Raw genomic sequence first — 22,837 nt, forward strand, 5'->3', positions numbered from 1 at the left:
CCCACACCTTACGGGGGTCGATGACCTACCCTCCTGTGGTGCTCATCCTGCTGCCGCCCTCGGAGTCCAAGGCCACCCGGGCCCGTGGTGCCAGCCTGCGGTGGGACCGGCTGTCCTCTCCCGAGCTGACGGAGCCCCGGCAGCAGGTGGCGCGGGCGCTGGCCGCGGCGAGCGCCCGGATCGACGCGCCGGTCGTCCTGTCGGTCAGCGCGACGCTGGGAGAGGACGTCGCCCGGAACCTCCGGCTCGGGAGCGCCCCGACGCTGCCGGCCCGCGAGCTCTACACCGGTGTCCTCTACGACGCGCTCGACCTGGCGGGCCTGGACCCGGCGTCGTCACGCAGGGCCACGGCGCGCCTGCGGGTGGTGTCGGCGCTCTACGGCCTGGTGCGGATGACCGACCGGCTGGCGCCCTACCGGCTCGCCATGGGGGTCAACCTGCCCGGGGTGGGTCCGCTCGCCTCCTTCTGGCGCCCGCACCTGGCCCCGGTGCTGACCGGCGCCGCCGGTCGGGGCCTCGTGGTCGACACCCGCTCCAGCACGTATGCCGCCGCCTGGAGCCCCCGCGGGAGCCTCGCCGAGCGCTGGGTGCAGGTCAAGGTGCCCGGTGCCACCCACATGGCCAAGCACACCCGCGGCCTGGTGGCCCGCGCCCTGGTCGGGGCCCCGTCCGACCCTCGGACGCCCCAGGACCTGGTGACGGCGCTCGAGGATCGGTTCCGGCTGCGGCTGGAGCAGAACCGTGGCGGCGGCTGGTCGCTCGAGGCGACGGCCCGCTGATGGCCCCCGTGCGGCAGCGCACCCTGGGATGGATCGGGGCCGGCCTGCTCGGCACGGCCCTGCTCGCCGCCGTCCTCGGCGGGGACCGCGACGAGCGGGTCCGGCCCGAGCTGGTCGCGGCCTACGTCGGTGCCGTGGAGCGACTGCCGCAGGAGGTGCCGGGGTGCGAGGGTCTGACCTGGCAGGTGCTCGCCGGCATCGGGAGGGTGGAGTCCGGGCACGCCCGCGGGAGCGAGGTCGACGCCGTGGGCCGCACCGACCCCCAGATCCTCGGTCCCCTCCTCGACGGCTCGGGTGCCGGGGGCAACACCACGCCGGTCGAGGACTCCGACCTGGGCCGCCTCGACGGCGACACGCAGTTCGACCGCGCGGTCGGGCCGATGCAGTTCATCCCCACGAGCTGGGAGCTCTACGGGCGGGACGCGAGCGGCGACGGCGTCGCCGACCCCCACAACGTCCACGACGCGGCGCTGTCCGCGGCGGTCCACCTGTGCGGCTTCACCCCCGTCGACCTGTCCGACCGGGGCGAGCTGCGGAGAGCGGTCCTGCGCTACAACCAGTCCGGGCGCTACGCCGACGAGGTCCTCGAGCACGCGGACCGCTACGCAGAGCGCTACGGCCCGGACGGCACGCGGCTGGACTGAGCGACTCGCGCGTCAGTCCAGCGAAGAGTCGAGGATCCGCATGGCGACCGGCGCCGGCCCGGGGTCGAGGGCGGGGTCGTAGAGGTGGTGGGTGTCGTTGACGAAAGCCACCTGCACGCCACCGTCCGGCCACACCTCGACGGCCGACAGCGAGGCCGGCGCGGTGGCGATCGACCACGCTCGCTCGTGGTCGACCCCGAGCAGCCGGGCCAGGACGGACATGAGCACGATCCGGTGCGTGGCCACGACGACGGTCCCGCCCCGGGCCGTGGCCCGGGACAGTGCGGCCGCGACCCGCCGGTCCAGCTCCCGCCGGCTCTCCCCGCCCGGGCGTCGGTAGTCGGGGTCCGCACGCAGCCGCCGCAGGTCTTGGCCGTACCGGGACAGCAGCTCGGGCATGGCGCGCCCGTCCCAGTCCCCGAACCCCTGCTCGTCCCAGTCGGCGTCCTCCTCCCGCTCGACCCCCAGCGCGTCGGCGATGGCCTGACCGGTCTGCCGGGCCCGCTGCAACGAGGAGCTCACGACGGTGACCGGGCCCGGCTCGGACCTCCCCACGAGGGCCTCGACGGCCCGCGCGGCCGCGCGGGCCTGGGCCAGCCCGGTGGTGTTGAGGGAGGGGTCGGCCCCGCCCCGGCCGTCGAGCCGGTGCTCGACCGTGAAGTCCGTGACGCCGTGGCGCACCAGGACCAACCTGGTCTGGCCCTCCAGCACCGGCACCGTCTCGTCGGAGAGCAGCAGGTCGCTCACGGGGGCCTTCGCCTCGCCGAACGTCGGCCGGACCAGCTGCCGGTCGTGGTAGGCCCGACCCCCGCCCCGCGCCGTCCCCTCGTCCTCCTCGAGCTCGGACCAGGGGTCCGGGTCGTCGTCCGCCCCGCTCTGGCCAGCGGCGGCCCGGACGTGGTCACGGTGGACGGTCCGCCCGTCCATGCCGTCGTTGGACAGGGCGTCGGCGGCACCGTTGCGCTCCCGCGGGATCCAGGTGAACTCGACGGACCCGTCCTGGCTCTGCACCTCGTCGACCAGACGGCGGGCGTCCAGCGCCAACCGACGCATGTCGGCGTGCTTGATCTTCCACCGCCCGGTCATCTGCTCCACCACGAGCTTGGAGTCCATGCGGACCTCGACGGTCGCCCCCTGCGCGAGCCCCAGGTCCAGGACGGCGCGCAGGCCCTCGACGAGACCGGTGTACTCGGCCACGTTGTTGGAGACCTTGCCCAGGGGCCCGGCACGCTCCGCCAGCAGCCGACCGGTCCGCGCGTCCCGCACCAGCGCGCCGAAGCCCCCCACCCCGGGGTTGCCTCGGGAGCCGCCGTCAGCCTCGACGACCAGGGCCCGGCGCAGGGTCACAGCCCGGACTCCGGCGTCCGCACCAGGATGCGACCGCACTCCTCGCAGCGCAGCACCTCGTCCTCCGCCGCGGCCCGGATCCGGCCCAGGTCCACCGCGTTGATGTCCAGGCGGCACCCGCCGCACCGCCGCTGCTGCAGCGCTGCCGCCCCGCTGCCCAGCTGGGCCCGCAGCCGTTCGTAGAGCGCCAGGAGGTCCGCCGGGAGCTCTGCGGTCAGGGCGGTCCGTCCACCCTCGACCTCAGCCTTCTCGGCCTCGATCGCCGCGGCCTTCTCGTCCCGCACCGCCCTCAGCTCGGCGAGCCGGGCGGAGTGCTCGTCCAGCGCGCCGCGGGCCTCGCGCTCGGCCGCCTCCGCCGACTCCGCCCGCTCCATGACCTCGAGCTCCTCGTCCTCGAGCACACCCTGACGGCGCCCCAGGGACTCCAGCTCGTGCTGCAGGGCTTGCAGGTCCTTGGCGCTGCCCGTCCCCGACTCCAGCCGTTGCCGGTCCCTCGCGGCCCGGTCCCGCACCAGCTGCACGGCCGCCTCCGCCCGCGCGACCTCGCGCTGCAGGTCGCTGACCTCGGTGCCGGTGCGGACGACGGCCTCCTGCAGGGCGGGCAGACGCGCCTCCATCCGGTCGATGTCGGTCTGCTCGGGCAGCGTCCGGAGCCGGTGCGCGAGCTGGTTGACGGTCGTGTCCAGATCGACGAGGTCGAGCAGTCTGGCCTGCATCTGCGGGGACGCCTTCACGGCATACCTCCTGTGGTGGTGCGGTCGGCGGACGGGTCTGGCACGTGCTCGCGAGGACCCCTGGCACCGACGACGAAGTCCCAGGGGTCGGTGCGCACGGAGGAGATCCGCAGGCTCACGCTATCCCCCAGCCGGGCGGCGAGCAGGTCCCGCAGGCCGGGCAGCCACAGCCACTCGCTGGCCCAGTGGCCGGCGTCGACGAGGTATGGGGTGCCGTCCCCGCCCGCGCGCTCCCTCGCGCGGGACTCCTCCCTCGCCTCGAGCGCGGGGTGGTGCCGCAGGTCAGCCGTCACGTAGACGTCCGCACCGCTGCTGCGCACGGCGTCGAAGGCGGAGTCGCCCGCACCGCCCAGGAGGGCGACGGTGCGCACCTCGGCGTCCGCGGGGCCGCTGACCCGCACCCCGACCGCGCTCGGCGGCAGCGCCGCGGCCAGACGGGAGGCGAAGTCCGCCAGGGAGACCGGCCGGTCCAGCTCCCCCACCCGACCCAGCTCCTGGTCCTCGACCACCGAGAGGGGACGGGTGGCCGCGAGCCCGCAGGCGGCGGCCAGGGCGTGGCCCACGCCGGGGTCGGCGACGTCGGCGTTGGTGTGGGCGCAGTAGAGCGCCACGTCGTTCACGAGGAGGTCGTGGATCGTGGCCCCCTTGGCGCTGGTGGTCGCCACCGAGTGGATCCCGCGGAGCAGGAGCGGGTGGTGGGCGACGATGAGGTCCGCCCCGGTCCGCACCGCCTCGGCCACCACGTCCAGGGTGGGGTCCACGGCGAGCAGGACGGTCGTCACCGGCTGGTCGGGGTCACCGGCCGCCAGCCCGACCCGGTCCCAGGACTGGGCGGTGCCCGGCGGGTAGAGCTCCTCCAGGACCGCCACGACGTCCCGCAGCCGCGGCGCCGACGATGTCGCTCTGCTGTTGTCCACGTGGGCCCGGCCGGGCTCGAACCGACGACCTACGCGGTGTAAACGCGGCGCTCTACCAGCTGAGCTACAGGCCCCTTCGGCCGACCATTCTTACAGGTCGCGCACGGCCTCGTGCAGCACGCCGATCTCGCGTGCCTCGCCCGGCCCGTGAAGCAGGCTCCACCGCACCTCCATCGAGAGGGTCACCAGGAAGGTTCCCCGCACCGACATGCCGGAGCTCTCGTCGAAGACGCCGTACGCCCGGCTGGCCTCACCGTGCGGCCAGAAGTCGGACAGCAGGGGGAACCGGTACCCCTCGTGCGCCGCCCAGGCCCGCAGCGCGTGGGGCGGGTCGCAGGAGACGCCGTAGACCTGGACGCGGTCGTTGACAAACTCGTCGATGTTCAGCTGGATCTCCAGCAGCTCCCCCGTGCAGATCGAGGAGAAGGCAAAGGGGTAGAAGACCAGCAGGGCGTGCCGGTCCGCCACCGCCTCGGACAGGCGCACCATCCCGCCGTGCTGGTCCGGCAGGCACAGCTCCGGAGCCCGTCCCCCCACCGCCGGCGGAGCCGGCTGACGCACGGGGGTGGTCACCGTCGGCCCACCAGCCGCTGACCCACCCATCCGCCCAGGGGGACCGCCCCCGAGGCGGAGAGCGAGCAGACGGTGCACGCCTCCTGCACGTCGTGGGCCGGGACCCTGTCCCCCCGGCCGGGGCCGGGGGTGAGCAGCGCGATCGAGCCGCCCTCCTCCAGACCGGTCAGCGCGTCGACCAGCTCGTCGGCCAGGTCCCCGTCCCCGTCGCGCCACCACAGCAGCACCACGTCGACGACGCCGTCGTAGTCGTCCTCCTCGATCGCGCTCCCGGCGAGCGCCTCGGCGGCCTCCCGGACGTCCTCGTCCACGTCGTCGTCGTAGCCGAACTCGACGACGACCTGCCCCGGCCGCAGCCCCAACCTGCGCAGCCCCGACAGCAGGGGGCCGTCGGCCACCCCGTCGACCTGCTCGTGATCTTTCGTATGCCCTTTCATGGTGCGACTAGCCAACCACCCATGGGTGCCGCAGGACAACCGGCCACCCCGAGCACCGGGGCCGACTCCGGCCCACCCGCCATGACAGACTGAGCGGGTCATCCACGTCGGAAAGGATCCATCCTGATGGTCTTCCAGCGCCCCACCGGCCCGATCCTCAACGGTCTACCGAGTCAGGTCCCGGACACCGACCCCGAGGAGACCCAGGAGTGGCTCGACTCCCTGGACTCCGCGATCGAGAGCGGCGGGCGCCAGCGGGCCCGCTACCTCATGCTGCGGATGCTGGAGCGGGCGCGCGACTCCCAGGTGGGTCTTCCCTCCCTCACCACGACGGACTACATCAACACGATCCCGCCGGAGCGTGAGCCGTGGTTCCCGGGTGACGAGGACATGGAGCGCCGCTACCGGGCCTGGATGCGCTGGAACGCCGCGGTCATGGTCCACCGGGCCCAGCACCCCGACATCTCCGTGGGTGGCCACATCTCCTCCTACGCGTCCATGTCGACGCTGTGGGAGGTCGGCTTCAACCACTTCTGGCGCGGTCGGGACCACGAGGGCGGCGGCGACCAGCTCTTCTTCCAGGGTCACGCGTCCCCCGGCATCTACGCCCGGGCCTTCCTGGAGGGCCGGCTCACCGAGGCCGACCTGGACGGGTTCCGGCAGGAGAAGAGCAAGGGCCTGCTCCCCGACCACAGGACGATGCCGTCCTACCCCCACCCGCGGGCCATGCCGGACTTCTGGCAGTTCCCGACGGTGTCGATGGGCCTGGGCCCGATGAACGCGATCTACCAGGCGGCCTTCAACAAGTACCTCCACAACCGGGGCATCAGCGACACCAGCCAGCAGCACGTGTGGGCCTTCCTCGGCGACGGCGAGATGGACGAGCCGGAGTCGCGCGGCCTGCTCCAGGTGGCGGCCAACGACGAGCTCGACAACCTCACCTTCGTCGTCAACTGCAACCTGCAGCGGCTCGACGGGCCGGTCCGCGGCAACGGCAAGATCGTCCAGGAGCTGGAGAGCTTCTTCCGGGGCGCGGGCTGGAACGTCATCAAGGTCCTGTGGGGCCGAGGGTGGGACGACCTGATCGCCAAGGACACCTCCGGCGCCCTCGTCAACCTCATGAACTCCACGCCCGACGGTGACTTCCAGACCTTCCGCGCCAACGACGGCGCCTTCATCCGCGACCACTTCTTCGGGCGCGACCCGCGCACCAAGGAGCTCGTCAAGGACTGGAGCGACGAGGACATCTGGTGGAAGCTCAAGCGGGGCGGGCACGACTACCGCAAGGTCTACGCCGCCTACCAGGCCGCGATGGCCCACACGGGTCAGCCGACGGTGATCCTGGCCCACACCATCAAGGGCTACTCGCTGGGCTCCCACTTCGCGGGTCGGAACGCCACGCACCAGATGAAGAAGATGACGCTGGATGACCTCAAGGGCTTCCGCGACAACCTGCGCATCCCGATCACCGACGAGCAGCTCGAGGCCGACCCCTACAAGCCGCCGTTCTACCACCCGGGTGAGGACGACGAGGCGATCCGCTACATGAAGGACCGCCGGCGCCAGCTCGGGGGCTACCTGCCCAAGCGGGAGCCGGAGAAGGCGGCGCCCCTCGCGCTGCCTGACCGCAAGGTCTACGACGTCGCGAAGAAGGGCTCGGGCAAGCAGAACGTCGCGACCACGATGGCCCTGGTCCGGATCTTCAAGGAGTGGATCCGCGACAAGGAGTTCGGCAAGCACCTCGTGCCGATCATCCCGGACGAGGCCCGCACCTTCGGGATGGACAGCTTCTTCCCCACGGCGAAGATCTACAACGTCCACGGGCAGAACTACACCTCGGTCGACGCCGACCTCATGCTCGCCTACAAGGAGTCCACGGCCGGCCAGATCTGGCACCTGGGGATCAACGAGGGCGGCTCGGTGGCGGCGTTCACCGCCGCCGGCACCTCCTACGACACCCACGGCGTGCAGATGGTGCCGTTCTACATCTTCTACTCGATGTTCGGCTTCCAGCGCACCGGTGACGGCATCTGGGCCGCGGCCGACCAGCTGACCCGCGGGTTCCTCATCGGGGCCACCGCGGGGCGGACCACGCTGGCCGGTGAGGGTCTGCAGCACGCGGACGGCCACTCGCAGCTGCTCTCGCGGCGACCAACCCGGCGTGCGTGGCCTACGACCCCGCCTACGCCTACGAGCTGGCCCACATCCTGCCCGACGCCCTGGAGCGGATGTACGGCTCGGACCCCGAGGACGTCTTCTACTACATCACCGTCTACAACGAGCCGATGATCCAGCCGGCCGAGCCGGAGGACGTGGACGCCGAGGGCATCGTCAGGGGCATGCACAAGGTCTCCGGTATGGAGCCGGCCGGCGAGGGCCGGCACGTGCGCCTGCTCGGGTCCGGCGTGGGCGTGCCGTGGGCCCTGGAGGCCCAGGCGCTGCTGCGGGACGACTGGGGCGTGAGCTCCGACGTCTGGTCGGTCACGTCCTGGAGCGAGCTGCGCCGAGAGGCCATGGCCTGCGACGACGAAGCCTTCCTGCACCCGGAGAAGGAGCGGCGCGTGCCCTACGTCACGCAGCGGCTCTCGGAGGCGAGCGGCCCGGTCATCGCCACCAGCGACTGGATGCGCCAGGTCCAGGACCAGATCGCCGGCTGGGTCCCCGAGGACTACTACGCGCTCGGCGCCGACGGATTCGGCTTCGCAGACACCCGCCCGGCGGCCCGTCGCTTCTTCCACATCGACGGCCCGTCGATGGCGGTCAAGGCCCTGCAGATGCTGGCCGACCGGGGGGAGCTGGACCCCGGTGTGCCCCAGGAGGCCGCGAAGAAGTACCGGCTCCTCGACGTCACCGCCGGCACCTCCGGCAACACCGGGGGCGACGCCTGACCCGGGACAGCCTCGCCCGCCGTGCCGGGAGCCTGGCGACCAGGGCGACCCAGCGGATGGAGGCCGACCACGACTGGTTCCGCCAGCTGTCGGCCGACGACCGCTCCTGGGTCGCCCTGGTCGCCCAGGCCGGGCTCAACGCGCTGCTCACCTGGTACGACGAGGGTGCTCCGTCCGGACCGCCCCCTGCGCAGGCCTTCTCGGCCGCACCCTCCAGCCTGACCTCGGCGATCTCGCTGGCGCACGCGCTCGACCTGACCCGGACGGCCATCGTCACCGTCGAAGAGGCCATCCCCGAGCTCGTGCCCGGCAGCGAGGTGCCGGCCCTGCGCGAGGCGGTCCTGCGCTACTCGCGCGACCTGGCCTTCGCCGCGGCCGAGGTCTACGCGCGGGCCGCCGAGCAGCGCGGCGGCTGGGACGCCCGTCTGGAGTCGCTCGTCGTGCACTCGGTGATCCGCGGTGAGGCCGACGACTCGCTGGCCTCCCGGGCCGCGGAGCTCGGCTGGGAGGACGTGACCGACGTCGCCGTGGTCGTGGGACGCCTGCCCGAGGGGCAGTCCGCACCGGCCCTGGGCGACCTGCGCCTGGCCGCGAGGCGCCTGGGGCGCGAGGCCCTCACCGCCGTCCAGGGGACCCGGCTGGTCTGCGTGCTGGGGGGGTCGACCGACCCCCTCGCCGACGCGGAGCGGCTGACGCCGGCCTTCGGCGACGGCCCCGTGGTGGTGGGTCCGCGGGTCCCCCACCTGTTCGCCGCGGGTCGCAGCGCCCGGGCGGCCCTGTCCGGGGTGGACGCGGCGCCCGCGTGGCCCGGCGCCCCCCGTCCCGTCGCGGCCGACGAGCTCCTCCCGGAGCGGGCGCTGCTGGGCGAGACCCCGGCGCGGCGCATGCTGGTGGACCGCGTCTACCTCCCGCTGCGGGACCACGCGTCCGACCTCCTGGACACGACCCAGGCCTACCTCGACAACGGCCAGGTCCTGGAGGCGACGGCGCGGCTGCTCTTCCTGCACCCCAACACCGTCCGGTACCGGCTGCGGCGCGTGGCGGACACCGTCGGGCTGGACCCGCAGAACGCCCGGGACGCCTGGGTCCTGCAGGTCGCCCTGGCCCTGGGACGGACCAGCCGACCGGTGCGCGGACCCCGCCGACCGGCCTCCCCGACCCCCTGAGCGCGGCACCGCGACCTTGTAGGAATCCTACAAAGCGGCGCCGGTCTTCTGGTGGGGAACGGTGGAGAGTTCGCGGGGAAATGGGAGGCAGAGTGGTGGGGTGCTCGCGATCGTCGCGCCCGGACAGGGCTCACAGACCCCCGGTTTTCTCTCCCCCTGGCTGGAGCTCCCAGGTCTGCGGGACCGGCTGGAGTGGCTCTCCGCCGTCGCCGGGATCGACCTGGTCGCCCACGGCACGACCTCGGACGCGGACACCATCAAGGACACCGCGGTCGCCCAGCCCCTCATCGTGGCCGCCGGGCTGGCCTGCCTGCCCGCCCTGCTCCCCGACCCGGGCGACCTCGTCCGCCGGGTCGGAGCCACCGCCGGCCACTCCGTCGGCGAGATCACGGTCGCCGCGGCCGCCGGCGTGCTGAGCCAGGAGCAGGCCATGGTGTTCGTCCGGGAGCGGGGGCGCGGGATGGCGATGGCCTCGGCGGCCGCTCCCACGGGCATGAGCGCCGTCGTCGGTGGCGACGCGCAGGAGGTCGCGGCCGCCCTCGAACGCCACGGCCTCACCCCCGCCAACATGAACGGCGCGGGCCAGGTGGTCGCCGCGGGCACCCTCGAGCAGCTCGAGGGACTCGCCCAGGAGCCCCCGGCCCGGGCGCGGGTGATCCCGCTGGCCGTGGCCGGGGCCTTCCACACCCGGCACATGCAGCCCGCCGTCGACCGCCTCGCGGGCTACGCCCGGGTGATCGAGCCCGGGGCCCCCCGGCTCCCCCTGCTGTCCAACGCGGACGGGGGCGTCGTCCGGGACGGCACCGAGGTGCTGCGCAGGCTGGTGACCCAGGTCTCCAGCCCGGTGCGCTGGGACCTGACGATGCAGACCCTGGCCGACCTGGGGGTGACCGGCCTCATCGAGATCCCCCCGGCCGGCACCCTGGTGGGTCTCGCCAAGCGCGGACTCAAGGGTGTGGATACCCTCGCCCTGAAGAGCCCGGACGACCTCGAGGCAGCCGCGAGGATGATCCGCGAGCACGGTGCCGGCGACCGCGACGACACCGGTCCGTCGCACCACCTTCCGGAGGAGGACTCCCTGTGAGCACCCGCCCGTCCCTGACCGCGCCGGACGTCCTGCGGCACGCCCGCATCCACGGCGTCGGCGGCTACCGCCCCGAGCGGGTGGTGACCAACGAGGAGATCTGCCGCACCATCGACTCCTCCGACGAGTGGATCCGGCAGCGCTCGGGCATCGTCACCCGCAGGTTCGCCCGGGAGGACGAGTCGGTCATCGACATGTCCGAGGTCGCGGCCCGTCGGGCGCTCGAGAACGCCGGGGTCTCCCCCGAGCAGGTGGGGGTGGTCATCATGGCGACCGTCACCCACCCCTACCAGACCCCGGCGGCCGCCCCGGAGCTCGCCCACCGGCTCGCCATCCCGAACCCCGCCGCCTTCGACATCTCGGCCGCCTGCGCGGGCTACTGCCACGCCATCTCCCTGGCCAACGACATGGTGCGGGTCGGGACGGCCGACTACGTCCTGGTCGTCGGCGTCGAGAAGCTGTCCGACTTCACCGACCCCTACGACCGCAGCACCGCCTTCATCTTCGGGGACGGGGCCGGTGCCGCCGTGGTCGGCGTCTCCGACGTCCCCGGCATCGGCCCCACCCTGTGGGGCAGCCTGGGCGAGCAGCGCGACGTCATCACCCAGCGCGAGCCCTGGACCGGGCTGCGCGAGCAGATGGAGCAGCCGGACCAAAGCGACCCCACCCCGTGGCCCTCCTTCGTCATGCAGGGCCAGACCGTCTTCCGTTGGGCCGTCTTCTCCATGGCGCAGGTGGCGCAGGAGGCGGTCAGCGCCGCCGGCCTCACCCCGGCCGACCTGGACGCCTTCGTCCCCCCAGGCGAACATGCGCATCACCGACGCGATGATCAAGGCCCTCAAGCTGCCCGACCACGTGCCGGTGGCCCGCGACATCGCCGAGACCGGCAACACCTCCGCCGCCTCGATCCCGCTGGCGATGAGCCGGATGCTGGAGGAGGGCGAGGCCCCGCACGGGGGCGCCGCCCTGCAGATCGGGTTCGGCGCCGGGCTCGTGTATGCCGCCCAGGTGGTCCTCATGCCCTGACCGGCACCCCCAGACCCCCGGGGCCCGGCGGGAGCACCACGACCGGGTCAGCTGTGACCACATACCGAAGGAGACAACCCATGGCACTGAGCGAGCAGGAAATCCTCGAGGGTCTCGCCGAGATCGTCAACGAGGAGACGGGTCTGGAGGCCGAGGAGGTCCAGATGGACAAGTCCTTCACCGAGGACCTGGACATCGACTCGCTGTCGATGATGACCATCGTCGTCAACGCCGAGGACAAGTTCGGCGTCCGGATCCCGGACGACGAGGTCAAGAACCTCACGCACGTCCGCGACGCGGTCACCTACATCAACAACAACCAGGGCTGACCCCCCCGGTCGCGTCCGGCCCCCGGGCCGGGCGCGGCCACCCGGCCCCCGCCATACCCGTCCCACCCGCGCCACACCCGCCCGACCCCGCGCCAGGAGGCAGCGACCATGTCCGCCAGCACGAAGACCCCCCGCCGCGTCGCCGTGACCGGCCTCGGTGCCACCACCCCCGTCGGCGGCACCGCCCCCGAGACCTGGGAGGGCATCCTGGCCGGTCGCTCGGGTGTGCGCCGCCTCCCCGAGGAGTGGATCGAGCGGCACGAGCTCCCGGTGACCTTCGCGGCCCAGCTGCACACCAGCCCGGCCGAGGTGCTCGCCAAGGTCGAGGTCCGCCGCAACGACCCCTCGGGCCAGTACGCCCTCATCGCCTCCCGCGAGGCCTGGGCCGACGCGGGTGCCCCCGAGCTGGAGCCCGAGCGCCTCGGCGTGGCCATCGGCTCCGGCATCGGCGGGGTCTGGACGCTGCTGGACCAGTGGGAGGTCCTTAAGGAGAAGGGCCCCCGCCGCGTCTTCCCCCTCACCGTGCCCATGCTCATGCCCAACGGGTCCGCCGCCGCCGTCAGCCTCGACCTGACCGCCCGCGCCGGCGCCCACTGCCCCGTCAGCGCCTGCGCCTCCGGCGCCGAGGGTATGGGGCTCGGGGTGCAGATGATCCGCTCCGGGCGGGCTGACGTCGTCGTGGCGGGCGGCACCGAGGCCGCGATCCACCCGCTGCCCGTGGCCGCCTTCGCCTCCATGACCGCCCTGTCCACCCGGAACGACGACCCGCAGGGGGCCTCGCGCCCCTACGACGTGGGCCGGGACGGCTTCGTCATGGGCGAGGGGGCCGGCGTCATGGTGCTGGAGGCCGAGGAGCACGCCAAGGCCCGCGGGGCCCGGATCTACGCCTACCTGGACGGCGTGGGGATGTCCTCGGACGCCTACCACATCACCGCCGGCGAGCCCGAGGGCAAGGGCGCCGCGCGGGCGATGCTGGAGACCGTCGCGGACGCCGGGCTGTCCGTCACCGACATCTCGCACATCAACGCCCACGCCACCTCGACCCCGGTGGGGGACGCCGCGGAGGCCCGCGCGATCCGACGCGCGTTCGGGGACCACACCGGCAACATCTGCGTCACCGGCACCAAGTCCATGACCGGTCACCTGCTCGGCGCCGCCGGAGCGCTGGAGGCCGTGCTCACGGTGCTGTCGCTGCACCACCGCCGGGTCCCCGCCACCATCAACATCGAGACCATGGATCCCGAGATCGACCTCGACGTCGTCCGCGACGCCGCGCGCGAGCTGCCGGCGGGCGACCTGGCTGCCCTCAACAACTCCTTCGGCTTCGGCGGGGTCAACGTGGCCCTCACCTTCGCCAGCGCCGGGTGAGCCCCAGGCTCCGGCCGACGGTCAGACGGCAGGGCTAGGCTGCGCCGGGACATGCACATCCTTCGCGTCGCCAACTTCGTCAGCCCCACCTCCGGGGGGATCAAGACCGCCCTGCGGGCCTGGGGCCAGCACTACCAGGATCTCGGTCACCGGGCCTCGCTCATCATCCCCGGTCCCGGCCCGGAGATCAGCGAGGAGGCCCAGGGCACCGTCTACCGCGTGCCCGCCACCCCCGTCCCGGGCACCGGCTACTCGCTCATGTGGAGCCGCGTCGGCCTGTCCCGTCTCATGGACGCCATCGCCCCGGACGCCCTCGAGGTCTCCGACCGCGCCACGACCCGGTGGATGGGTCGGTGGGCGGCGCGCAGGGGCATCGGGTCGGTCATGCTCAGCCATGAGAACATGACCGGGATCCTCGTCCGACGGACCCCGATGCCGGTCGGGGTCGCCCACCTGTCGGCCGACCTGGTCAACCGGCTGTCGGCCCACGACTACGACGCCATCGTGTGCCCGAGCCGGTTCGCCGCCGAGGAGTTCCACCGCAACGGCATCCCGGCGCACGTCGTGCCGCTGGGGGTCGACCTGGATACCTTCTCGCCCACCGGGGACCTGCAGGACTACGCCCCACCGGCCCCGGGGCAGCGCATCCAGATCGTGCACTGCGGCCGCCTGTCCCCGGAGAAGAACCCGGGGCTGTCGATCGAGACGGTGCGCGAGCTCCTCCGCAGGGGGCACGACGTGCAGATGACCGTCTTCGGCGAGGGGCCCATGCTGCCCAGGCTGGTCCGGCGGGCCCAGAACCTGCCGGTGGTCTTCCACTCCTACATCACCGACCGCGCCGAGCTCGCGGCCCGGATGGGTCGGGCGGACGTGGCGATCGCCCCGGGCCCGCTGGAGACCTTCGGGCTCGCTGCGCTGGAGGTGCTCGCGGTCGGGGTGCCGGCCGTGTGCTGCGACGAGGGGGCGCTGCAGGAGGTCGTCGGGCCCGGCGGGGTGGTCAAGCCCTCCACGCCGGAGGCCTTCGCCGACGGGGTCGAGGAGCTCCTGGCCCGCCCCGGGGCCCACCTCCTGGCCCGCGAGCAGGCCGAGACCTTCAGCTGGCGCACCTCGGCCGAGCGGATGCTCGCGGTGCATCAGGACGTCCGGGCCACGCTCGCAACCTAGCCCCAGGTCTCACAGGCGACCCGGGCGCGAGCTCGTGTCCTCGCGAGGCTGTCAGCCGACCTTGTGCAGCCAGGTCACCGGCGCGCCCTCACCGGCGTGCCGGAAGTGCTCCAGCTCGGCGTCCCACGCCGCACCCAGGGCCCGGTCAAGCTCCGCGGTGATCGTGGCCGCGCTGCCGGCCGAGGCCTCGAGGATGGCGCGGATGCGGTCCTCGTTGACGACGACGTCACCGTTGGCCGACAGCCGGGCGGTGTGGACCCCGAGGGCGGGGGTGTGGGTCCAGCGGACACCGTCGCTCCCGCGGCTGGCTTCCTCGACGACCTCGTACCGCAGGCCGTCCCAGCCGCGCATGGCGCTGGCGATCGTGGCACCCGTCCCGGCCTCACCGGTCCACGCGAACTCGGTGCGCATGGTGCCGCTCTGCGCCGGCTGAGGCATCCAGTCCAGGCTGACGCGGGTGTCGAGGACACCCTCGAGCGCCCAGGCGATGTGCGGGCACAGCGCGATGGGCGTGGAGTGGATGAACACCACCCCTCGGGTCATGACTCTGGGCATGACAGCGGACATCCTGGGCCTCCTGTGTGGTGAGGGACGTCTTCCCCAACGCTCTCGACCACGGGTGCAGGCACGGATGACGGCGGCGTGTCATCGCCTCTGTGCGGTTGTGCGTCACATTGTGCTCGCAAATCACTCCAGGAGCAAGTGCCCCGCGCGCCACATCCCCACCGTGCTAGTTTCAAACATGCGCGTCGCAGACCTCATCAAGAAGAAGGGCAGCTCGGTCGTCACCCTGCCGTCCTCCGCGTCCGTCGCGGAGCTGCTGGAGACGCTCGACGACAACAAGATCGGTGCCGTGGTCGTGCTGGACGGGGACCGGGTGGTCGGCATCGCCTCCGAGCGGGACGTCGTGCACCACCTACGCGGTGGCGCGGACCCGGCTCGCACCCTGGAGCAGGTGATGACCAGGGAGGTCCAGACCTGCACCCCCGAGGACGACGTCGTGGACCTCGCCCGGACCATGACCGAGGGCCGCTTCCGACACCTGCCGGTGGTCGGTGACGAGGGGCTGCAGGGCATCGTGTCCATCGGCGACGTGGTCAAGGCCCGGCTCGACGCCCTGGAGGCCGAGCGCGACCACCTGGAGTCCTACCTCCGGCAGTGAGCCGGCCGTGCCCCTCGTGGCACGTCCGTGCGCCCCGGTAGGATTCCTGGGTCCGGGGCCAGTAGCTCAGCCGGTTAGAGCAGCGGACTCATAATCCGCCGGTCCAGGGTTCAAGCCCCTGCTGGCCCACCCCGTCCTGCCCGCCCGCCCTCCAAAGGTCACAATGCGGTGACAACCGGCGGAGATGCCTGCTCAACAGCGCCCCCCGGCGTTAGGGTGCCCGACATGAGCGACACCGCCGCGTCACCGGGGACCGGCCTGGGCCAACCCCTGGTCGTCCTGAAGGACGTCAACAAGCACTTCGGCGACCTGCACGTCCTCAAGGACATCAACCTCACCGTGCACGAGGGTGAGGTGGTCGTCGTCATCGGCCCCTCCGGCTCGGGCAAGTCGACCCTGTGCCGCACCATCAACCGGCTCGAGTCCTTCGAGTCCGGCTCGATCAGCATCCACGGTGACGAGCTGCCGGAGGAGGGCAAGGCCCTGGCCCGGCTCCGCGCCGACGTCGGCATGGTCTTCCAGAGCTTCAACCTCTTCAGCCACAAGACGATCCTGGAGAACGTGACGATGGGGCCCGTCAAGGCCCGCGGGGTCAAGCCCGCCGCGGCCCGCGCCAAGGCCATGGAGCTGCTGGAGCGGGTCGGTGTGGACCACCAGGCCGAGAAGTACCCCGCGCAGCTGTCCGGCGGTCAGCAGCAGCGGGTGGCGATCGCCCGGTCCCTGGCGATGGAGCCCTCCGTCATGCTCTTCGACGAGCCGACCTCGGCCCTGGACCCCGAGATGATCAACGAGGTCCTCGACGTCATGACGCAGCTGGCCCGCAGCGGCATGACGATGATCGTGGTGACCCACGAGATGGGCTTCGCCCGCAAGGCCGCCGACCGGGTGGTCTTCATGTCCGACGGCGCCATCGTCGAGGAGAACACCCCCGAGGAGTTCTTCACCAACCCGCAGTCCTCGCGAGCCAAGGACTTCCTGGGCAAGATCCTGACCCACTGACCACGACCGCCGACCTGCTCACCTGCATACCCACGTAACCCGAACGAAGGAGAACCCTATGCGCACCACGAGCTTCCGGATCGCCGCGGTGGTCGCTGCCGCCGCTCTCACCCTGTCCGCCTGCGGTGACGACGGCGGCGACGCCGACACCACCGAGGACCAGGCCGCCGGCGACGACACCGCCACCGAGGACGCCGCCGCGGGCGACGGTGACGGCATCATCATCGGCACCAAGTTCGACCAGCCCGGTCTCGGTCTGATGGGCAGCGACGGCACCCCCACCGGTATGGACGTGGACGTCGCGAAGGCCATCGCGGAGAAGCTGGGCTACTCCGAGGACCAGATCGAGTGGAAGGAGTCCATCTCCAGCGCCCGCGAGGACCTGCTGGAGTCCGGCCAGGTCGACATGATCGTCGCGACCTACTCCATCACCGACGAGCGCAAGCAGCGGGTGCAGTTCGCCGGTCCCTACTTCGTCGCCGGCCAGGACCTGCTGGTCGCCGCGGACAGCGACATCACCGGGCCCGACGACATGGGTGACGCGATCCTGTGCTCGGTCACCGGCTCGACCTCCGCGGCACGCGTCAACGAGGAGTACGGCGTCGCGCTGCAGGAGTACGGCTCCTACTCCGAGTGCATGGAGGCCCTGTCCTCGGGCACGATCGACGCCCTCACCACCGACGACACGATCCTGGCCGGCTTCGCCGCCCACGCCGGGGACTTCAAGGTCGTCGGGAACCCCTTCTCCGAGGAGAACTACGGCATCGGCCTGTCCAAGGAGTCCGAGGACTGCGAGGCCATCAACGAGGCCATCACCGAGCTGTGGGAGGACGGCACGATGGAGCAGATCATCGAGGACAACCTCGGTGCTGCCGACTACACCGCCAACGCCGACCTGAACCCGCCGGAGGCCGGCGGGCACTGCGGCTGAGGCACACGGTGACGGGACGCGCCGGGGCTCCCTCCCCGGCGCGTCCCGTCAGCCCGTCCACCACGTGCTGAGGAAGGAGACCCTGTGCTGGAGCTGATCGAGCAGTTCAACCTCGTCGGGGCGTTCTGGCTCACCATCCGGCTCGCGGCCGTCTCGTTCGTCGTCGCGCTCCTGCTGGGGACGTTCGTCGCGGTCCTGAGGCTGGCCCCTGTCGGTGTGCTCAACTGGTTCGGTGCCACCTACGTGACGATCCTGCGCAACACCCCGCTCACCCTCATCATCGTCTTCGCCAACCTCGGCCTGTGGGCCCAGCTCGGCATCGAACTCGCGGACCGGGGCCCCAACTTCATCCTCGAGAACAACTTCCGGCTGGCCGTGCTCGGCCTGGCCGTCTACCACGCGGCTTTCATCTGCGAGGCGATCCGCAGCGGCGTCAACACCATCCCGGTGGGTCAGTCCGAGGCGGCGCGGTCCATCGGGCTGACCTTCCCCCAGTCCCTCCGCGAGGTCATCCTGCCCCAGGCCTTCCGGGGGGCGATCACCCCGATCGGCAACGTCCTCATCGCGCTCATCAAGAACACCACGGTCGCCGTGGCGATCGGCAACCGCGAGGTGGCCTACGCCATGCGCAACATGATCGAGTTCCGCCCGGACGCCGGCCTGCTCATCTTCCTCGTCATCGCCCTCGGCTTCGTGGCCCTCACCCTGCCGGTGGGCCTGGCGACCAGCTGGCTGTCCAGCAGGCTGGCGGTGAAGCGATGAGCGCCCAGCAGGTCCTCTTCGACATCCCCGGTCCCCGTGCCCGTCGTCGGCACCTCGTGCTGGGCATCATCGGCAGCGCCCTGCTCCTGGGGCTGCTGGTGGTGGCGCTGGTGCGGGTCTACGCGCAGGGCCAGTTCGAGGCGGGCAAGTGGACGCCCTTCCTGGAGCCGGCCTCGTGGACGTTCTACCTGCTCCCCGGCCTGTGGAACACCCTCAAGGCGGCGGCGGTGGCGATCGTCCTGTCGATGGTCCTCGGCACCGCCCTGGCGATGCTCCGGATGTCGGACATCGCCCCGGTGCGCTGGGCCTCGGGCGTCTTCGTCGAGTTCTTCCGCGCGGTCCCCGTCCTCATCATGATGATCTTCACCTGGGTGATGCTCGTGAAGGACCCCAACCTGGTGCGGCTCACCAGGTCGGTCGGCATCAGTGCGGCCGACGTCACCTTCGTGGCCGTGGTCACCGGCCTGGTCCTCTACAACGCCTCGGTCATCTGCGAGATCCTGCGCAACGGCGTCTTCTCGCTGCCGGCCGGCCAGCGCGAGGCCGGGCTGTCGATCGGCCTGTCCCCCAGCCAGGTGCGGCGCGCGATCCTGCTCCCCCAGGCGTTCACGGCGATGCTCCCGGTGCTGATCAGCCAGGTCGTCGTCATCACGAAGGACTCCGCCCTCGGCTACATCATCACCTACCCCGAGCTGCTCAGCCGGACCCGGCAGCTCGGCTCCGCGAACGCCAACACCTTCGTCGCCTACCTGGTGGTGGCGGCCATCTTCATCCTGCTGAACTACGCCATCACCAAGCTGGCGGAGTGGATCGAGTCACGCAACCGCCGGACCCGTCGCTCGGCGGTCGGCAGGGGCGCCCCGGAGAAGGCCGCGCCGACCTACGGCCCGTCGATGGACGCCACCTCCCGGGTGGGTCCTGGACGTGGCCCGGACGACACGTAGGTGCCTCCCCGCGGTGGTCCCGGGGGGGGTGGCCACCGTTCGAAAGAAGAAAGGCCTCCGAACTCACGTTTCCGCAGTTCAGAGGCCTTCTCGCGATGCTCCCCCGGTTGGACTCGAACCAACAACCTGCCGGTTAACAGCCGGCTGCTCTGCCAATTGAGCTACAGGGGAATGTGCAGCGAGGACAGACTCTAGCAAAGGGTCGCACCGCGCTGAAATCCGTCCTGGGCGGGTAGGCGGGTGCCCTCCACCGGCCGGGCCTCCGCGCCCCGGCCGGCTGCTCAGTCCGGTGGCTCGGGCGGCATACCGACCTGATCCCGCACCTCGAAACGGGCGGCTCGGACCCGTCGGGCGAGCTCCTCGTCGTCCCGTCGTGAACCCCGCCCCCACAGCACCTGCTCGACCAGCTCCCGGGTGTCCAGCACCTTGCGCACCGAGACACGCGCCGAGCGGCGGGACCCGAGGTCGACCGAGCGGGTGAGCACGACGCTGGCCTGGGTGCGCTCGCGGAAGACCTGCGGAACCTGCCCGGGACCGGTCTGGGTCTTCAGCTGCCACTGGCGTCCGCCCAGGCCGTCGACGAAGGACACGGCGAGGACCCACAGGTCGGGGTTCCAGGCCCCGGCGTCGACCTCGTGCCAAGGACGTTCCAGGACGGTGTCCCCGTCCGTCGTGCGCTCCAGGAGCCGGTATGACGTGAGGACCAGCCAGTGCCCGCCCGCGTCCTCCTGGGCCACGGCGAGCAGGCGCTCCCCCGCGCCCAGGCGAGGACGGGCCTGGGTGGGCAGGTCGGCGGGGGTGCGCTCCGGGGGCGGCAGCGCCCCGATGACCTTCTTGGGACCGCGGAAGAGGGGCACGGGATCTACTCCATCCTGGACCGCAGCGCGGCCCGTTGCCGATGCAGGGCGTTGAGCTGCTCACCGATGAGACGTTCGTCCGGCGTGCCGGGGGTGGCCCGGGCCAGGGCGCTCAGCTGCTCGGCGATCTGCTGCTCCACGGCCGCCAGCCGGACGCGGAGCACGAGGGAGTCGACGAACGCCTGCACGGGATAGCCGGTCTCGGGGTCGGACCGCGTGGGCAGCGGGGCGACGGCGAGCTCGTGGACGAGGGGGTGGGCCGGCGGGGGGTCTGGCCCAGCACCGCCCGGACCCAGGCGCCGGCCGACATCGTGGCTGCCGCCTCCACCCCCCCGGCGGTCCGGACGCCGTGCCACAGCGCACGGTGCATCGGCGCCCGCATCAGTGCCGGGTCCAGGCTCTCCATGTCCTCGAGGTAGATGGCCAGGGGATACTGCAGCGCCACCTGCAGGAGGTGCCGCTCGGCCACCTGCACCGGGTCACGCAGGTCCGGCGGCGGGAGGCTGGGGGCGGGGGTGGAGGCGCCCGTCGCCGGGTCGGCCGGGGGCTGCGGGCCGGCTGGGCCGCCCTGACCCGGGCGCCCGGCGGGGGCCCGGGCCGCCCGCTGCACCTCGACCGTCAGGCTCGCGGGGTCGACCCCCATCCACCCCGCGACGTCCCGGACCACCTCCGGCCGGAGGCTGGGGTCCTTGATGCCGGCGATCACCGGGGCCACCGCCCGCATCGCCTGGACGCGCTGGGCCGCCTCCCCCAGGTCGTAGGGCTCCAGGGTCGTCCGGACGACGAACTCGAAGAGCGGCACGGCCGAGGCGACCAGGTCGCGCACCCCCTGTCCCCTGTCCTCGTCGCTGTCGCCCGTGCCCTGGACCCACAGGTCGTTGGGGTCGGCACCGTCGGCGGCCACGGCCACGTAGGAGTGCGCCGCCCACCGCTGGTCCTGCTCGAAGGCCTTCATCGCCGCCTTCTGCCCGGCGGCGTCCCCGTCGAAGGTGAAGATCACCCGGGCGGGGGCCCGGCCGGCCTCGTCGCGCAGGATGCGTCGCAGGATGGTGATGTGGTCGGCGCCGAAGGCGGTGCCGCAGGTCGCCACGGCCGTGCCCACCCCGGCGAGGTGCGCCGCCATGACGTCGGTGTAGCCCTCCACGATCACCGCGGTCCGCTCGCCGGCGATCGCCTTCTTCGCCAGGTCGAGGCCGTAGAGGACCCCCGTCTTCTTGTAGATCGGCGTCTCGGCGGTGTTAAGGTACTTCGCCGGGGACCAGTCGTCCTCGTAGAGCCGCCGCGCCCCGAAGCCGACCGTGTCACCCGTGATGGCCCGGATCGGCCACAGCACGCGGCCCTGGAAGCGGTCCGACAGCCCCCTGCCCCGGCGGTTCGCCAGGCCCCCCAGGACGAGCTCGTCGTCGGTGAACCCCTTGAGCGCAGATGGTCCACCAGCGCCGTGCCGGCCCGCGGGGCATACCCCACCATGAACCTCGTCGAGTGCTCCCCGTGAACCCCTTCTCGCGCAGGAAGTCGCGCCCCTTGCGTCCCTCGGGCGAGGCGAGGAGCTGCTCGTGGTAGAACTCCTCGGCGACCCGGTGCGCCTCCATCAGCCTCGTCCGCTGCCCGGCCGGAGCCTGGTCGCGCGGCCCCCGCCCGCCGGCCCGGTCTCCTCGTAGCGCAGCGTGATGCCGAGCTGGTCCGCGAGGCGCTCGACGGACTCGGCGAAGGTGAGGTGGTCGATCGCCTGGAGGAAGGCGATGACGTCGCCGCCCTCCCCGCAGCCGAAGCAGTGGTAGGTGCCCACCGCGGGGCGGACGTGGAAGCTGGGCGTCTTCTCGTCGTGGAAGGGCACAGCACAGTCCCTTGAGCGACCCCACCCCGGCGCCCCGCAGCGTCACGTGCTCGCGCACCACCGCCTCGATGGAGGCGCGCTCCTTGACCGCCTGGACGTCCTCCGCCTTGATCCGGGCCACGGTGCACCTCCTCTTCCCCGGGCAGTCTAGGCGTCGGGCGTCGACGTGCCGCACCCTCGTCCCCAGCCCCGTCGTCGGACGACCTGCACCCCCGGCACGCGTACCCTGGGGTGGTGCCGCAGCGGCGGCCTCCCCCTCCCTGACTCCCCCCGCCCCGCGCGCACCCACCCCACGGAGCCCTCCTTGACCCACGCCGTGAGCCCGTCCCTGCCCCGGACGGACGCGTCGACGCCCGCGCCCACCGACCCGGCCAGGGTCGCCCTGGTGCTGCGCCTGCTGACGGTGGCCGCCTTCGTCGTGATCCTCAACGAGACGTTGATGCTCAACGCCCTGCCGTCCCTGATGGAGATCTTCGCCATCGACGCGGCTACCGGCCAGTGGCTCACGACCGGCTTCATGCTCACCATGGCCGTCGTCATACCCATGACGGGCTGGCTCCTGCAGCGGTTGAGCCTGCGGACGGCCTACGCGACGGCCATGGGCATGTTCATCGTCGGGACCGTGGTGTGCGCGGCCGCTCCCACCTTCTCGGTGCTGCTGGTGGGGCGGGTCGTGCAGGCCTCCGGCACGGCGGTGATGATGCCGCTGCTCATGACCTCGATCATGACCCTGGTCGAGCCCCAGCGCGCGGCCGGGTGATGGGCAACCTCACCCTGGCCATGTCGGTGGCCCCCGCCCTGGGGCCCACGGTGTCCGGCATCGTCCTGGAGCTGGGCTCCTGGCGCTGGCTCTTCGGCCTGGTCCTGCCGATCGCGGTGCTGGTCACCG

Annotated in this window: 23 protein-coding genes, 3 tRNA genes and 2 pseudogenes; 16 read left to right on the forward strand and 12 right to left on the reverse strand. The window is 72.3% G+C overall.

The window, feature by feature from the left end; translation table 11 throughout:
- Positions 1-20: 20 nt before the first annotated feature.
- A complete protein-coding gene (locus tag E3Z34_RS10635) occupies positions 21-779 on the forward strand; it encodes a YaaA family protein (protein WP_238695114.1) in 759 nt (252 codons plus the stop codon).
- Positions 779-1,423 (forward strand): lytic transglycosylase domain-containing protein, encoded by a 645-nt coding sequence (locus E3Z34_RS10640; RefSeq protein ID WP_134773573.1) that lies wholly within the window; start codon positions 779-781, stop codon positions 1,421-1,423. Before E3Z34_RS10635 ends, E3Z34_RS10640 begins: the two co-directional genes overlap by 1 nt.
- A 12-nt stretch (positions 1,424-1,435) precedes the next feature.
- On the opposite strand, the gene E3Z34_RS10645 is transcribed toward E3Z34_RS10640, so the two are convergent.
- The 6 genes from E3Z34_RS10645 to E3Z34_RS10670 all read right to left on the reverse strand — a co-directional run bounded on the left by E3Z34_RS10645 (position 1,436) and on the right by E3Z34_RS10670 (position 5,431).
- Positions 1,436-2,770 carry a bifunctional RNase H/acid phosphatase gene (locus E3Z34_RS10645; protein WP_238695115.1) on the reverse strand — a complete coding sequence of 445 codons (1,335 nt, stop codon included), beginning with the start codon at positions 2,768-2,770 and terminating at the stop codon, positions 1,436-1,438.
- Positions 2,767-3,504 carry a zinc ribbon domain-containing protein gene (locus E3Z34_RS10650; RefSeq protein WP_134773574.1) on the reverse strand — a complete coding sequence of 246 codons (738 nt, stop codon included), beginning with the start codon at positions 3,502-3,504 and terminating at the stop codon, positions 2,767-2,769. The genes E3Z34_RS10645 and E3Z34_RS10650 overlap by 4 nt, the downstream gene beginning before the upstream one ends.
- The gene (locus tag E3Z34_RS10655; RefSeq protein ID WP_134773575.1) at positions 3,501-4,421 is read right to left on the reverse strand and encodes a Nif3-like dinuclear metal center hexameric protein; all 921 of its coding nucleotides are present in this window, start codon (positions 4,419-4,421) and stop codon (positions 3,501-3,503) included. The genes E3Z34_RS10650 and E3Z34_RS10655 overlap by 4 nt, the downstream gene beginning before the upstream one ends.
- Position 4,422: 1 nt before the next feature.
- Positions 4,423-4,495: transfer RNA gene (locus E3Z34_RS10660), tRNA-Val, on the reverse strand.
- Positions 4,496-4,511: 16 nt separating this feature from the next.
- Positions 4,512-4,994: a peroxiredoxin gene (locus tag E3Z34_RS10665; RefSeq protein ID WP_238695116.1), complete on the reverse strand. Its 483-nt coding sequence runs from the start codon at positions 4,992-4,994 to the stop codon at positions 4,512-4,514.
- The gene (locus tag E3Z34_RS10670; RefSeq protein ID WP_134773577.1) at positions 4,991-5,431 is read right to left on the reverse strand and encodes a DUF3052 family protein; all 441 of its coding nucleotides are present in this window, start codon (positions 5,429-5,431) and stop codon (positions 4,991-4,993) included. Before E3Z34_RS10670 ends, E3Z34_RS10665 begins: the two co-directional genes overlap by 4 nt.
- A gap of 126 nt (positions 5,432-5,557) precedes the next feature.
- On the opposite strand from E3Z34_RS10670, the pseudogene aceE reads away from it, so the two are divergent.
- The 7 genes and pseudogenes from aceE (at position 5,558) to E3Z34_RS10705 (ending at position 14,456) form a co-directional block, all read left to right on the forward strand.
- Positions 5,558-8,319, forward strand: a pseudogene (gene aceE, locus E3Z34_RS10675) (pyruvate dehydrogenase (acetyl-transferring), homodimeric type).
- A gap of 56 nt (positions 8,320-8,375) precedes the next feature.
- Positions 8,376-9,485, forward strand: coding sequence for a PucR family transcriptional regulator (locus E3Z34_RS10680; RefSeq protein WP_134773578.1), 1,110 nt, complete (start codon positions 8,376-8,378; stop codon positions 9,483-9,485).
- A gap of 100 nt (positions 9,486-9,585) precedes the next feature.
- Positions 9,586-10,569 carry an ACP S-malonyltransferase gene (locus E3Z34_RS10685; protein WP_134773579.1) on the forward strand — a complete coding sequence of 328 codons (984 nt, stop codon included), beginning with the start codon at positions 9,586-9,588 and terminating at the stop codon, positions 10,567-10,569.
- Between the two features lie 14 nt (positions 10,570-10,583).
- A pseudogene (locus E3Z34_RS10690) lies at positions 10,584-11,595 on the forward strand (beta-ketoacyl-ACP synthase III).
- A gap of 80 nt (positions 11,596-11,675) precedes the next feature.
- Complete coding sequence (locus E3Z34_RS10695) at positions 11,676-11,924, forward strand: acyl carrier protein (RefSeq protein WP_134773580.1); 249 nt, start codon at positions 11,676-11,678, stop codon at positions 11,922-11,924.
- A gap of 108 nt (positions 11,925-12,032) precedes the next feature.
- The gene (gene fabF / locus E3Z34_RS10700) at positions 12,033-13,292 is read left to right on the forward strand and encodes a beta-ketoacyl-ACP synthase II (RefSeq protein WP_134773581.1); all 1,260 of its coding nucleotides are present in this window, start codon (positions 12,033-12,035) and stop codon (positions 13,290-13,292) included.
- A 51-nt stretch (positions 13,293-13,343) separates the two neighbouring features.
- Positions 13,344-14,456: a glycosyltransferase gene (locus tag E3Z34_RS10705; RefSeq protein ID WP_134773582.1), complete on the forward strand. Its 1,113-nt coding sequence runs from the start codon at positions 13,344-13,346 to the stop codon at positions 14,454-14,456.
- A 51-nt stretch (positions 14,457-14,507) separates the two neighbouring features.
- Here the strand turns inward: E3Z34_RS10705 and E3Z34_RS10710 are convergent, their stop codons facing one another.
- Positions 14,508-15,023, reverse strand: coding sequence for a DUF3145 domain-containing protein (locus E3Z34_RS10710; protein WP_134773583.1), 516 nt, complete (start codon positions 15,021-15,023; stop codon positions 14,508-14,510).
- Between the two features lie 175 nt (positions 15,024-15,198).
- On the opposite strand from E3Z34_RS10710, the gene E3Z34_RS10715 reads away from it, so the two are divergent.
- The 6 genes from E3Z34_RS10715 to E3Z34_RS10740 all read left to right on the forward strand — a co-directional run bounded on the left by E3Z34_RS10715 (position 15,199) and on the right by E3Z34_RS10740 (position 19,254).
- Positions 15,199-15,618, forward strand: a complete 420-nt coding sequence (locus tag E3Z34_RS10715) for a CBS domain-containing protein (RefSeq protein WP_134773584.1) — start codon at positions 15,199-15,201, stop codon at positions 15,616-15,618.
- Positions 15,619-15,673: 55 nt separating this feature from the next.
- Positions 15,674-15,747, forward strand: a tRNA-Ile gene (locus E3Z34_RS10720).
- A 96-nt stretch (positions 15,748-15,843) separates the two neighbouring features.
- Complete coding sequence (locus tag E3Z34_RS10725) at positions 15,844-16,617, forward strand: amino acid ABC transporter ATP-binding protein (protein WP_134773585.1); 774 nt, start codon at positions 15,844-15,846, stop codon at positions 16,615-16,617.
- Positions 16,618-16,675: 58 nt separating this feature from the next.
- Entirely contained in the window at positions 16,676-17,548 is an 873-nt protein-coding gene (locus tag E3Z34_RS10730; RefSeq protein WP_134773586.1) for a glutamate ABC transporter substrate-binding protein, read from the forward strand.
- Between the two features lie 84 nt (positions 17,549-17,632).
- Positions 17,633-18,310 (forward strand): amino acid ABC transporter permease, encoded by a 678-nt coding sequence (locus E3Z34_RS10735; RefSeq protein ID WP_134773587.1) that lies wholly within the window; start codon positions 17,633-17,635, stop codon positions 18,308-18,310.
- The gene (locus E3Z34_RS10740) at positions 18,307-19,254 is read left to right on the forward strand and encodes an amino acid ABC transporter permease (protein WP_134773588.1); all 948 of its coding nucleotides are present in this window, start codon (positions 18,307-18,309) and stop codon (positions 19,252-19,254) included. Before E3Z34_RS10735 ends, E3Z34_RS10740 begins: the two co-directional genes overlap by 4 nt.
- Before the next feature lie 98 nt (positions 19,255-19,352).
- Here E3Z34_RS10740 and E3Z34_RS10745 read toward each other — a convergent pair.
- The 5 genes from E3Z34_RS10745 to E3Z34_RS18970 all read right to left on the reverse strand — a co-directional run bounded on the left by E3Z34_RS10745 (position 19,353) and on the right by E3Z34_RS18970 (position 21,948).
- Positions 19,353-19,425: transfer RNA gene (locus E3Z34_RS10745), tRNA-Asn, on the reverse strand.
- A gap of 110 nt (positions 19,426-19,535) precedes the next feature.
- The gene (locus E3Z34_RS10750; protein ID WP_134773589.1) at positions 19,536-20,111 is read right to left on the reverse strand and encodes a hypothetical protein; all 576 of its coding nucleotides are present in this window, start codon (positions 20,109-20,111) and stop codon (positions 19,536-19,538) included.
- Positions 20,112-20,116: 5 nt separating this feature from the next.
- Positions 20,117-20,251 carry a hypothetical protein gene (locus E3Z34_RS19500; RefSeq protein ID WP_275106657.1) on the reverse strand — a complete coding sequence of 45 codons (135 nt, stop codon included), beginning with the start codon at positions 20,249-20,251 and terminating at the stop codon, positions 20,117-20,119.
- Positions 20,224-21,501: a toprim domain-containing protein gene (locus E3Z34_RS18965; protein WP_338043809.1), complete on the reverse strand. Its 1,278-nt coding sequence runs from the start codon at positions 21,499-21,501 to the stop codon at positions 20,224-20,226. The genes E3Z34_RS19500 and E3Z34_RS18965 overlap by 28 nt, the downstream gene beginning before the upstream one ends.
- Positions 21,502-21,702: 201 nt before the next feature.
- Positions 21,703-21,948 carry a CHC2 zinc finger domain-containing protein gene (locus E3Z34_RS18970; protein ID WP_238695117.1) on the reverse strand — a complete coding sequence of 82 codons (246 nt, stop codon included), beginning with the start codon at positions 21,946-21,948 and terminating at the stop codon, positions 21,703-21,705.
- Between the two features lie 304 nt (positions 21,949-22,252).
- On the opposite strand from E3Z34_RS18970, the gene E3Z34_RS10760 reads away from it, so the two are divergent.
- The gene (locus E3Z34_RS10760; protein ID WP_134773590.1) at positions 22,253-22,708 is read left to right on the forward strand and encodes an MFS transporter; all 456 of its coding nucleotides are present in this window, start codon (positions 22,253-22,255) and stop codon (positions 22,706-22,708) included.
- Positions 22,709-22,837: the final 129 nt, after the last annotated feature.

The sequence above is a fragment of the Ornithinimicrobium flavum genome (assembly GCF_004526345.1).
In the GTDB taxonomy this organism is placed as follows: Bacteria; Actinomycetota; Actinomycetes; order Actinomycetales; family Dermatophilaceae; genus Ornithinicoccus; species Ornithinicoccus flavus.